At 64.9% G+C, this 11,867-nt stretch carries 10 protein-coding genes; 3 read left to right on the forward strand and 7 right to left on the reverse strand.

Annotation, left to right across the window (positions count from 1 at the left end; translation table 11 throughout):
* Window positions 1–105: 105 nt before the first annotated feature.
* The 4 genes from AC1DW9_RS29245 to AC1DW9_RS29260 all read right to left on the reverse strand — a co-directional run bounded on the left by AC1DW9_RS29245 (window position 106) and on the right by AC1DW9_RS29260 (window position 5,587).
* A complete protein-coding gene (locus AC1DW9_RS29245; RefSeq protein ID WP_476776735.1) occupies window positions 106–1,206 on the reverse strand; it encodes an ATP-binding protein in 1,101 nt (366 codons plus the stop codon).
* A 417-nt stretch (window positions 1,207–1,623) separates the two neighbouring features.
* Window positions 1,624–2,514: an NAD-dependent epimerase/dehydratase family protein gene (locus AC1DW9_RS29250; RefSeq protein ID WP_476776710.1), complete on the reverse strand. Its 891-nt coding sequence runs from the start codon at window positions 2,512–2,514 to the stop codon at window positions 1,624–1,626.
* A gap of 503 nt (window positions 2,515–3,017) precedes the next feature.
* On the reverse strand, window positions 3,018–4,673 hold the full coding sequence (locus AC1DW9_RS29255; protein WP_476776711.1) for an arylsulfatase: 1,656 nt from the start codon (window positions 4,671–4,673) through the stop codon (window positions 3,018–3,020).
* 251 nt (window positions 4,674–4,924) lie between these two features.
* Window positions 4,925–5,587: a helix-turn-helix transcriptional regulator gene (locus AC1DW9_RS29260; RefSeq protein WP_476776712.1), complete on the reverse strand. Its 663-nt coding sequence runs from the start codon at window positions 5,585–5,587 to the stop codon at window positions 4,925–4,927.
* Window positions 5,588–5,679: 92 nt separating this feature from the next.
* On the opposite strand from AC1DW9_RS29260, the gene AC1DW9_RS29265 reads away from it, so the two are divergent.
* Both AC1DW9_RS29265 and AC1DW9_RS29270 read left to right on the forward strand, forming a co-directional pair.
* Window positions 5,680–7,107, forward strand: a complete 1,428-nt coding sequence (locus AC1DW9_RS29265) for an MFS transporter (RefSeq protein ID WP_476776713.1) — start codon at window positions 5,680–5,682, stop codon at window positions 7,105–7,107.
* A gap of 248 nt (window positions 7,108–7,355) precedes the next feature.
* Window positions 7,356–7,781, forward strand: coding sequence for a two pore domain potassium channel family protein (locus tag AC1DW9_RS29270; RefSeq protein ID WP_476776714.1), 426 nt, complete (start codon window positions 7,356–7,358; stop codon window positions 7,779–7,781).
* 181 nt (window positions 7,782–7,962) lie between these two features.
* On the opposite strand, the gene pdxR is transcribed toward AC1DW9_RS29270, so the two are convergent.
* Complete coding sequence (gene pdxR / locus AC1DW9_RS29275) at window positions 7,963–9,384, reverse strand: MocR-like pyridoxine biosynthesis transcription factor PdxR (protein WP_476776715.1); 1,422 nt, start codon at window positions 9,382–9,384, stop codon at window positions 7,963–7,965.
* Window positions 9,385–9,460: 76 nt separating this feature from the next.
* Between pdxR and AC1DW9_RS29280 the strand changes: the two genes are divergently transcribed.
* The gene (locus tag AC1DW9_RS29280; RefSeq protein ID WP_476776716.1) at window positions 9,461–10,084 is read left to right on the forward strand and encodes an FMN-binding negative transcriptional regulator; all 624 of its coding nucleotides are present in this window, start codon (window positions 9,461–9,463) and stop codon (window positions 10,082–10,084) included.
* Between the two features lie 156 nt (window positions 10,085–10,240).
* On the opposite strand, the gene AC1DW9_RS29285 is transcribed toward AC1DW9_RS29280, so the two are convergent.
* The gene (locus tag AC1DW9_RS29285) at window positions 10,241–11,005 is read right to left on the reverse strand and encodes a polysaccharide deacetylase family protein (protein ID WP_476776717.1); all 765 of its coding nucleotides are present in this window, start codon (window positions 11,003–11,005) and stop codon (window positions 10,241–10,243) included.
* Complete coding sequence (locus AC1DW9_RS29290) at window positions 11,002–11,865, reverse strand: polysaccharide deacetylase family protein (protein ID WP_476776718.1); 864 nt, start codon at window positions 11,863–11,865, stop codon at window positions 11,002–11,004. Before AC1DW9_RS29290 ends, AC1DW9_RS29285 begins: the two co-directional genes overlap by 4 nt.
* Between the last annotated feature and the right edge of the window lie 2 nt (window positions 11,866–11,867).

Here is an 11,867-nt window from a genome sequence, read left to right on the forward strand (position 1 = left end):
TTCATAAGCATCCATATATTATTTTAGCTTAGGTTCTGCAATGCGCCCGACCCGTCTGGCCAGTTTCAATGTCGCGTTCGCCTCGCCGGGGCATCGATATGCGGCTCAGCCCCCGCTCAACGCTCGGGCGGCATGGTCGAGCGGCATCACGTCGATTCCGTCCCGGAGTGGGTATGGCTCGACGCCCGGATAGACCACGATGCGTCGCTCGGGGGCGATATCCTCGCAAGCGTGATGAAATCCTCGCTCCACCTTCGGCGTGAGGCTGCGCTTGATCTCGATCGCCCAGGGCCGCCGTCCGGGCAGGGTCAGCACGAGATCGATTTCTGCGCCCGCAGCTGTGCGATAGAAGTTTGCCTGAGTGCCAGGTGGCACGGCGGCGATAAGAGTCTCGATCGCAAAACCTTCCCAACTGGCGCCGGCGATGGGATGTCCGAGGACGTCCTCCAGCGTTTCCAGGCCGAGGAGCGTATGCGTGATCCCAATGTCCCGGACGTATACACGGGGTGATTTGACCAAGCGCTTTCCGGCGTTGGCGTGCCAAGGCTCAAGGCGACGGACGAGAAGCAGATCGACCAGGAGATCGAGATAGGACGCGACCGTCTTGCCGTCGACGCCAAGCGAACGTGCCAGCTCCGCTCCATTCAGCAGGCCCGACTGATGATGCGCGAGCATCGTCCAGAAACGCCGCAAAGTCGCAGCCGGGATCCGAGGACCCAACTGCGGAATGTCACGCTCAAGATAGGTACGAACGAAATCCTGTCTCCAGCGCTGGCTCACGCGAGCGCTGGCGGCCAGGAAGCTGTCTGGAAAGCCACCTCGCAGCCATAACCTGTTCAGATCCTCCCGAGGGACCTCAAGACCGTTGATCGGCCCGAGTTCAAGATACGAAATCCGGCCCGCAAGGCTCTCGCCTGATTGCTTCAGAAGCTCGATCGAGGCCGAGCCCAGCAGCAGGAAGCGCCCTGTCCGGTGGCCGGCACGTCGACCACGGTCGATCAATCCTCGCAGGTTCTGAAAGAGGCCGGGCAGGCGATGCACCTCGTCAAGGATCACCAGCTTGTCTTCGTGGCCTGCAAGATAGAGCTCGGGCTCGGTCAGCTTGGCGCGATCGGCATCCGATTCCAGGTCAAGATAGATCGAGGGGCGCGTCTCACCTATTTCGTGGGCCAGGTTGTTTTTCCGACCTGCCGTGGCCCCAGCAATGCGACCGCCGGATAGCTGTCGATCAGATGGGTTAGTTCCGAAGCAATGCGACGCGGTATCATCCTCGCAATTATGGAGGAGAACTCCCGATTTGCAAGGTAATCTGGCACCTACTGGGTGCGTGCTGCGAAGGCGACTGTCAGGGTTCGTTCAATCTTTCTGCGACGCAGCGAGCAGAGTAACCGCGCTCCGGGTTTGCGCGGCCTTGGCGTTGTACGGCGGGAAGCCAGCGTCATGGCCTCATGACCAGTGCTGTTTCGGAGCTTCATCGGGACGACATGGCGTCATGACACGAAAGTGCTCGATCTGACCGACATCTGAGACCAGAAGGTGATCACGTCCGGCAAGTTGCGGTGGCTAGCGGTTTAGGTTGGTGAAAGCCTGATCCAAATTGAGCTTGGCCTCCGCACCGACATACTATTCCGATTTCGTGCTGCTGCGCGAACCGGGAGGTAACACTTCGAGGCTGCGACGATCCATCTGCGCCAGCACTTCATCAAAGCTGAAGAGGGATTGCCAACCAAGCCCGTTCTTAGCCCGGCTTGGATCATAAACACGATCAATGGTTCGTGGCAGGCTCCATCCTCTCTGCTCAAACTTGGCAGCAAGATCGGGCGCCCTACGTCTAATGGCTGAAGCCGCATCTATCGAAAGAGATTCGCAGTCTTGCATTATGAAGGGGCTGGCCGCCGACACGATGTAACGCTGGAAATGCGCCCCGGTATTCGACAAAGCTGCAGCGTGGGCGTCAGCGACGTCACGCGCATCGATGCCACGATGCAGCCTGTGAGCGGCCATTACGTCGCCTGGCTCCGGGAAGCTCCGCGACATGCGTAGAACCCGCACGGCAAATTCTGGACCAGCCATTTCTTCCAGTACATTTTCAGCCTCAATCTTCGTCCGATGATAGATGCTCTTCGGCAGGGGGGCCGCATCTTCGTCTATCCATGTGCAGGAACCGACCGAAACGGCGTACCCATAGAGGGCCGTCGTGCTGGTGAAAACGAACCGTTTCACGCCTGCGGCGATTGCCTCCCTTGAGATGAGCCGCGTTCCCTCCACGTGGATGCGCTGAAACTCTTCATTCGGCACTGTATCAACATAGGGGGCATGGAGTGCGGCGGTGTGAATTACCGCGTCTGCCCTCCGAAGAACCGGGCGCAGCAGCATCTCGTTGGCGAAGTCGCCGACAACATGGCTAGTCGAAAAGGGAGAGCGATCAATTCCAATGATCTCGTGTTGTCCACACAAGGCACCAAAAATGGCTCGGCCAATTCGCCCGGAACTACCTGTAAGAACTATACGCATGGACGGCTTTCAAAGATCTCGTTTCGATGGCTTCTCGGCCTTGAGCGCTTCATAGAGCGCGGTCTTCCCAATTCTGACGCGTGCGGCAGCCTCCGGGACATTAAGCCCGGCCGCCAGATGCTGGCGAGCTTTGACGAGCTTTTCGGGGGGTACGACGGCTTGGCGCCCGCCGCGCCGACCGCGTTCCTCAGCGGCTTGCAGCCCGGCGCGTGTCCTCTCCCGGATCAGATCGCGCCCGTCCGTGCCGCAATGCGTTCCTGGTCGCCGATTGAGTGGCGGCCCGGTGGGAGCAGGCTGTAGAAGCTTACGGGAAGTCCGTTACCTCTGAAGTCGCGATCGTCACGGCTTGATGCGCCGACGCATCGTCTCGGCCGATGGGGCAGGCGCTCCGAGCGGGCTGACATCCGTGCTTTCGTGCTCGGCCCTGTGGGAATGCCGGCATCCATGGGCGGCTCGCGCTGCCCCGGCGAAAAGACGCCGGGACAGCGCGAACCATTGGTTTCTCAGCGAGGCCGGAGCGATTCCAGCTCCTTGAGGCGCTTCATCGCGGCCTGCTGGTTGAGCAGCCCGTAGTTGATGCCGCCGGCATTGAGCGAACTGCCGGACTGGTAGGGATACTGGTCGAAGTCGGAGAAGAACTCCTTGATCTTCCCCTGTATGGGCACGAGCAGCCACATGTTCTGGGCCAGGAACTTCATGGCTTCGCCGCCTTCTTCGAGGCCGCGCTCGTAGGGGTCCATGCGCAGGTTGGTGATCATCGCCCAGGCCGTGACCTCGCGTGTGCCGGTCGCGATATTGCCCTTGGCCTGGGCAAAGCTGAGCTTCCAGTCGTTCCAGCGGATCGCGTTGAGATTTCCGGCCTGATCGAAATACATCAACGCGTCCCGGGGCGCGGTTTTGACCTCGCCCCTGAAATAGGGCCCGAAATCAAAGCCATCGAGATGGACCTTGAAGGTCTTGGTTCCCGCGGTGAAGCCGGCCTTCATCTTCTCCTTGATGTCTCCCGCCCCGGCGGCGGCGCAGAGCGTCGGGAACCAGTCGATCAGCGAGATCGTGTCGTTGAACTGCGTGCCGGGTTTGATCACGCCCGGCCAGCGCACCATCATGGGAATGCGCATGCCGCCTTCCCAGGTCGTGCCCTTTTCGCTCTTGAACGGCGTCATCGCGCCGTCCGGCCAGAGCGCGAGCTCGGCGCCGTTATCGGTCGTGTAGATCACGATCGTATTGTCGGCGATGCGCAGATCGTCGAGCTGCTTCAGGAGTTCGCCGACCATGCCGTCATGCTCGACCATGCCGTCGGCATGAATGCCCTTGCCGGTCTTGCCCATCGATTCCTTCTTCAGATGGGTGAAGACATGCATGCGGGTCGAGTTGAACCAGAGGAAGAAGGGGCGGTTCGCCTTCACCTGCCGGTCGACGAAATCCTTGGCGCCGGCCAAAAACTCCTCGTCGACCGTTTCCATGCGCTTGGTGTTGAGCGGCCCGGTATCTTCGATCTTGCCGTCGGCCGAGGACTTGATCACGCCGCGCGGGCCGAACTTGCGCTTGAACTCCGGGTCCTTCGGATAGAAGTAGCCCTCGGGCTCTTCCTCGGCATTCAGGTGGTAGAGATTGCCGAAGAACTCGTCGAATCCATGCCGCGTCGGCAGGTGCTCGTCGCGGTCGCCGAGATGGTTCTTGCCGAACTGTCCGGTCGCATAGCCTTGCGTCTTCATGACGTCGGCAATGGTCGGCATCCAGTCCTGGATGCCGTGCGGGTCGCCCGGCATGCCGATGGTCAGAAGACCGGTGCGGAACGGCTCCTGGCCGAGGATGAAGGAGGCGCGGCCGGCGGTGCAGCTCTGCTGGCCATAGCTGTCGGTGAAGATCGCACCTTCCTGCGCGATGCGGTCGATATTGGGCGTGCGGTAGCCCATCATACCCATGGTGTAGGCGCTGATCTGGGGAATGCCGATATCGTCGCCGAAGATCACGACGATGTTGGGCTTGCGCCCTGCGGAGCCCGCCGGTGCCGCGGGCGCGGGCTGCGCCTGGGCGATCGCGGCCGAGCCCGACAGCCCCGCCGCGGCGAGCGCTGTGCCTCCGAGCAGGATGCTGCGGCGATCGACGATTTTTTCAGTATTACCCGGGAGTTCAGCCGGCGTAGCCTTCGGATTCATAGCAAAATCCCTTCATATGCAGCAGAAACGGCGGAAGGAGATAGCGTGGTCCAAGCAGAGGCACTGTGCCCGCTGGCTACTTCATGCGCAAGAAGGGGAGCCTTTGCTCGTCCTGCAGAGGGCGAATGCCAGCGCTGCTACGGGCGTGAGCGCGGCCGTTCGACCGGACGCTACTGGATGCCTCAGTCATTTGGGGCAATGGCCGCCGCAAGAGGAGTGCCGGCTTGTCTCGATTTGGCGCCCCAGCGGATTCAGGCCGGGAGCGAACGGACCCGATAGGCACAGCGGCGCGCGCCCGCCGGGATATGCTCGATGCGCTCGACCTCGACATCTGCCCCGAGAACGGCCCGGAAGATCGCCAGCTCCGAACGGCACAGGCCCTGGCAGGCGGTCGCCGCCGCGCAGATCGGGCAATGGTTCTCGATGAACAGAAAGCGGCCGGGCTCCTCCTCGACAATCCCGGCCATATAGCCTTCGCGGCTGCGGATTTCGGCGAGCGCGGCCAGTTTGCGCCGAAGGGGGGCGCCTTCACCGACATGCGCGCGATAGGCGGAGAGGCAGGCCTGTTCGCGGTGTGCGATCAGCTGCTGCAGCCCGGGCTCGCCAAAGACAGTCCGGACGGACTGCAGCAGGTCGAGCGTCAGGTCGGAATGACGGTCGGGGAACCGGTCATGTCCCTGCCGCGAGAGCGCCCAGTATTTCTTCGGCCGGCCACGCCCTTCCTGCCGGTCATGGCTCGTCACCAGGCCGTCGGCTTCGAGCTTGAGCAGATGCTGCCTTGCGCCAGCCGGCGTCATGTCGAGCCGCGCCGCGATCGCCGCCGCCATCTGCGCGCCGCGCGTCTTCAGATGGAACAGCATCCGCTCCCGGCTGCGCTCGTCGCCCTGGCCTTGGCTGTCGTTGTCTTGACTCATGGCTCTCAATTTAGATAGCGATTGGTTTCTAAATTAAATCACCTTGCGAGTCGATGCAAGGCATGGCGCGCCGCGGGCGGGGACAGACGGACATGGATCGGGACGCGTCTGCCACGCAATGGCGGGATCTTCTGGACTGGACCTGGCTGCCGACTCTCGCGATCCTGATGAGCGGCGTGCTGCTGCAGTCGATGAACTCCCTGCTGCTGACGACGGTGCTGCCTTCGATCGCCGCCGAACTCGGCGGCGCGGGCATGCTGAGCCTGCCCGCGACCGCCTATGTCGGCGCCTCGATCGTGGCGGCCAGCGGGGCTGGCCTGCTGACGACCCGATACGGCGTCCGGGACACCTTATGCGTCGGGGTGGTGATCTTTGGCCTGGGCGCGCTGGTCTGTTCGTTCGCGGCGAGCATGGAATGGGTCATAGCCGCGCGCCTTGTCCAGGGTTTCGGCGGCGGTCTCGAAGTGGGGGCGGCCTATACCGCGGTGCGGGCGATCTTCCCCCCGAGACTCTGGCCGCGGGTCATCGCATTGATGGCGACGAGCTGGACGATTTCCGTCTTCGCCGGGCCGCTCGTTGGCGGCCTGTTCGCACGCGCCGGCCATTGGCGCGGCGCCCTCATCGTGACCGTGATCCTCTCGGCCATCCTGGCGGTGGCTGCCGCGCTCGTGCTGCCTGCGAACCGATCGGCAGAGCGCACCAGTGCGTCGCGCCTTCCGGCCGGTCGGATCGGGTTGATCTGCCTGGCAATTACGGCGATGTCGGCGGCATCGCTCGTCCAGGCGGCCAGCGCCAAGGCAGGCCTCATCCTTGTGGCGGTCGCAGCGCTCGCCCTGATGCTGCGGTTCGACCGCGGAGCACCGGTGCGCCTGCTGCCGAGCGATGCGTTCTCGTTCAGGACCGAGACCGGCATCGGCCTCTGGCTCATCCTGCTGCTCTGCATCGCCTTCAGCCCGCTGCACATCTATCTGCCCGTCTTCCTGCAAAGGCTGCGGGGCCTCGATCCGCTCGAGGCCGGGTTCATGGTTGCTAGCGGTTCGCTGGCCTGGACGATCGCGTCCGTGCTGGTCTCCGGCCTGACCGGTCCCTGGCCGAGGCGCCTGCTGCTCTCGGGCCCCGTCCTTATGGCCGGCGGCCTGATCGCGCTGGGCCTGCTCCTGCAGAGCCCGGCGCCGAGCTACGCCCTGATCCCCGCCGTCGTCGTGCTCGGCATCGGGATCGGGCAGGCCTGGCCCTTTGTCGGCCCGACGATCATGAACGGCGCAAAGCCCGGGGACGAGGCGGCGGCCGCCTCCGCCGTCCCGACCATCCAGCAGACCGGCCTGGCCCTTGGCGCGGCGTTGGCGGGCGTGGTCGCGAATGCCAGCGGCTTTGCCTCGGCCGTCACCGACGCCGAGATCGGGAATGCGGCCTTCTGGGTTCCGGCCTGTTTCGCCATCGCCGCCGGCCTGGCATGGCTGGCGAGCGTCCGGCTCTACCGGCAGCGGCGCGCCAGTCCCGGCTCGGGAGCCGGGACGTAGAGCAGTCCCAAGCGCGCAGCTGCTCTCGCTAAGTTGAAGCGACATAACGGCTCAAGGCTTCACTCATCGGACCCGATTCGGTATCCGCTGCGATGATCTAAGCGGCTGTGATTGCATCGGCTTTCCCAAGAGCTGCAATCCATCGCGCCTGCCGATGCTTGAGCACCGCCGCCGGGAGGTCACGCTGGAGCCGCATTTGGTCAACACAACCCGATGCGCAAGCGTACGTGCCAGGTCAGGACATCGCTATGTACTTGTTCTCGTTAGCAGCGGCTGTCTGCGCCATCGGGTGTATACTTGTCCATTACGAGTTCCTGCGTTTGATATCGGGCAGCGCGGCGCATCTTTCCGTCGCGCCAAGGCAGAGAATTGTCTTCGTTGTTGCCGGAAGCATGATCAGTCATCTCATTCAGATCCTGATCTTTGCGCTGTTGCTTTGGCTGCTCTCCGTTGCCGTGAATGAAGAGGTGTTCGGGATCGGCATTCCCGTGTCGTTCCAGCAATCGCTCTATGTTTCCTTTGAATCCTACGCCTCTCTCGGCAGCAGCAACGCGCTGCCCTTCGGCCCCTTGCGGATTTTCATCGGCGTCGAGGGTCTGTCGGGGCTGGTGGTGATCGGCTGGACCTCGGCCTTCACCTATTGGTGCATGACGCAGTACTGGAACGACCACTGAGGCCGATCGTGTCGCCTGGCCGGCAAGGGCGATGAGGCGGAGGCCAGATCAGATCTGGAAAGTCTCATCCTGGCAATGGCTTGGATGGCCTGATTCGCGTGATACCTGACATCCGGTCCGGCTGGGCGAGGTCAGGAGCGGGCCTGGCGGCCTTGCCGGGCGCGCTCGCCGGTCCCGCGTCTCAGCGCTGTCCGGCCAGGAGAGGCGCCAGCAGCGCGATGCCCTTCTTCACGGCGTCGAGGTCGAGGCCGGCATAGCCGAGAATGAACCCGGCTTCGCGTGGCCGGGGCCCGGCTGGATCATAGAGCGGCGAGACCGGATAGAGCCCGACGCCGGCGGCGCGTGCGGCCGATACGATCCCGGGCTCGCGCTCGGCCGCGACATCCGTGAGCCAGGCGACGACATGCAGGCCCGTATCGGCGCCTTCGATGGTCACGATCGGCCCAAGCTCCTCGGCCAGGGCCTGGAGCAGCACGGCCCGTCGCTCGGCATTGCTCCGGCGGATGCTCCGGACATGGCGCTCATAGGCGCCCTCGCTCAGGAGATCGGCCAGCGCCTCCTGCTCCAGGAGAGGCGTGTGCCGGTCGGTCAGGCGCTTCGCCTCGACAAAGGCGGGGGTAAGCGACGGCGGGACGACGAGATAGCCGAGGCGCAGCGCCGGCGAGAGCGTCTTGGAGAATGTCCCGGCATAGATCACCGCGTCGGGCTCGAGCGCCTGCAAGGGCGGGATCGGCGCGACGTCATGGCGATACTCGCCGTCATAATCATCCTCGATGATCGAGGCGCCGCTGTCTGCAGCCCAGGCCAGCAGCGCGCGCCTGCGCGTCGCCGAGAGAACGCTGCCGAGCGGAAACTGGTGCGAGGGCGTGACGTAGGCGAGCCGAGCCGGGGGCAGGGCATCGGTCACCAGCCCATCCCGGTCGACCGGAACCGGGCGGGCGATGCCGCCGGCTGCCGCGAAGGCGTGGCGGGCGAGCAGATAGCCGGGGTTCTCGATCACGAAGGCGTCGCCGGGGTCGAGCAGCAGCCGCGCGCAGAGATCGAGCCCCTGCTGCGACCCGTTGACGATGATGATCTGCTCGGCCGAGCAGGTGATGCCGCGGGCCCGCCAGAGATAGCCTTGCAGCGCGGCGCGAAGCGCAGGCGCTCCTTGCGGATCGCCATAGCGCAGCCGCAGGCTACGTCGCAGGCTGACCCTGTTCAGGGCGCGGCGCCAGGCGAGCACGGGAAAATCGGCGCCGGAGAGATCGCCATTGCGAAAATCCGCAATCGGGGCCGGCTGCGTCGCGGCCGGCCGGGGCAGGGCGAGCAATCGCTGTGCGAAATCCGAAAGATGCCGGGGCTGGGAGAGCTGCGCCGGTACAGGCGCTGCCGCACCGAGCCCCTTGGCCACGATCGGTCGCGCGCCGGCCCGGCTGATCAGGTAGCCTTCGGCGATCAACTGGCCATAGGCGAGTGTCACCGTCGTGCGGGACGCTCCCCATTCGGCTGCAAAGATCCGGGTGGAGGGCAGGCGGTCGCCAGGCTGGTAGGCGCCGGCATGGATCTGTTCCTTGATTGCCGCGATGATCCGGCGCGCGACGCCGTCAGTGAACTGGACCACATCAAACCTTCGGAACTGGCCGTTTCCAGAAAGCCAGATTGGGCGCATCTCTCTTGGCAGCACAAGGAGTTCCGCAATGTATACCCCGCCAGCCTTCCGTGACGATGACAGGGACAGCGTGAGGGCGACGATCCGCGCCTGCAGGCTCGCCACTTTGATCACCGGCACCGTCGATGGCGTGCTGGCGACGCCCTTGCCGCTCTTCCTCGAGGAGAACGAGGGCGAGCATGGCGTGCTCTATGGCCATCTCGCCAAGGCCAACCCCCAAGGCCGGACCACGGCGCTGGGCGAGGCGCTCGCGATCTTCATGGGCCCGGACGCCTATGTCACGCCCTCCTGGTACGAGACCAAGCAGGAGACCGGGAAGGTCGTGCCGACCTGGAACTATGTCGCGGTCCATGCCTATGGCCCGATCGAGTTCTTCGACGACGCGACGCGCCTTCTCGACGTCGTGACCCGCCTGACCAACCTGCACGAGGGCGAGCGCGCCAAGCCCTGGACGGTGTCCGAGGCCCCGCCCGATTTCGTGCAGGCGCAGCTGCGCGGCATCATCGGCCTGCGCCTGCCGATCACCCGGCTGGAGGGCAAGCGCAAGCTCAGCCAGAACCGCAGCCCGGCCGACCGCGCCAATGTGGCGGCAGGTCTGGCGGCGAGCGATCGCGCCACGGACCGCGAGGTCGGAGCGCTGATCCCGCTTTGACGATGGCTTGCGCTGACGTTCGAGCAGGCGGCTACGACAGGGCGCGGCTGAGCCATCGCAGCCGGGCTGCGGCCATCATGCCACCTTCAGGCTGAGGCGCCGCTTATCCGCAGCGTTCAGGTCTCCCGGGCCGTCCTGTCTCCCTGACCGCCGGCTTCAACCGGCCCCTTCCTGCAGCATGCGCTCTGCCAGCTCGCCGCATCGGACGGGGCGCGCGCCATGCTCGGCGGCAAGATCCGCGAGGCGTTTCAGCATGGGCAGGCGCGCGGCGCGCCCGATGCCGATATCGGCGCGCGGATGGAAGGTGAGGCAGGCATAGCCTTCGACGGCCAGCAAGGCCGTCAGTTCCTCGTTGAGCAGCGCCTCGGCCCGGTCCTGGGTGACGCGGCGGCGGAAATGCGTCGCGTCGGTCAGCCCCTCCGAGATCGGCAGTTCGATCATGCCGGCGCCGCCATGCTCGGCCAGCGAATACGGCGCATCGTCGTCGAGGAAGCTTGAATCGTAGAGGTAGCCGAGCCGTTGCAGGATCGGGATCGTGCGTTGCGACAGGGTCCCTGTCGGCGAGCGGAAGCCGATGGGTGCCGTGCCAGTCAGCCGGGTCAGGATGACATGGGCCTCCTCGATGACGGCATCCTCCTCAGGCCCCAGTCTGGCATGCTCCTCGAAGGCGCGGCCGTTGCAGGCGATTTCGTGCCCGTCGTTCATGCAGCGCTCCAGCAGCGTCGGCATGCGCAGGGCCTCGCTCGAGGGCCAGAAGAAGGTCGCTGGCAGGCCGAAATCGCTGAGCGCATCGAGCACGCGCGTCAGGCCGATGCGATAGGTGTAGCGGCCATGCGCATCGCGGCCGAACAGTTCGGCTTCCGGAAGCGTTGCCGCCTCCGGCCCGATGCCGTGGACGTTGACGGTGAGGAGAAGGCTCATGAACGCGCCTCCCGCCCGGTCGCGCGCGGCTCGCGCCAGGTTGCGGGATCGGCGAGGCAATGCTCGGCGATCTCCCTGCAGGTCATGAAGCGCACGCCCGGCACGGCCCTGGCATAGGCGAGGAAGCGATCGACCGCAGCCGCGCGGGCCGGTGTCCCCGAGCCGCCGCCGGCCTTGGGATGGATCGTCAGGTGGACATAGCCGTCGCGGTCGAGGATCGCGTCGAACTCCTGGATGAAGTTGCGTTCGACTTCCGATGCGAGCGCGCCGCCGCTGTGATAGAGCGGGAAATCGTCGAGCGAGACGGTGTTGTTGGGCACGATCGCGAAGCTGTCATCGAGCAGATAGGGCAGGTCCTCGTCCTTTTCGCTCGCATCGTAGCGGTAGCCGAGGCGGCGCAAGGTCGGCAGGGTGAGCCCGGTCTTGCGTCCCGAGGGCGAGCACCAGCCGACAGGCGCCTCGCCGACGAGCTCCGTCAGGATGCGATGCGTCTTTTCCAGAAGCTCCGGCTCGCGCTCGCCGAGATCGAAGCCCTCATGCTGATAGCCATGGGCCGCGATCTCGTGGCCGGCACGATGCATCCTGAGAAAAGGCTCCGGCCAATGCTCGGCATCATAGCCGCAGCAGAAGAAGGTCGCCTTGATGGCGTGACGCTCCAGCATGTCGAGATAGCGGCCGACGCCGCGGCGCAGGGCATAGTTGCCGCGGCTGTTGATGCCGAGCGGATTCTGGCCGCGCCCGGCTTCGACGGACGGTCCATCGACATGGATCGTCACGCAGATGACGGCTCGCGCGCCATCCGGCCACAGCGCCCCCGAGGGGCGAGCATCCCATCCGTCCTGCATGCCGATTCCCGTCATCT

It is taken from the genome of Allobosea sp. P4_E12 (genome assembly GCF_056401655.1).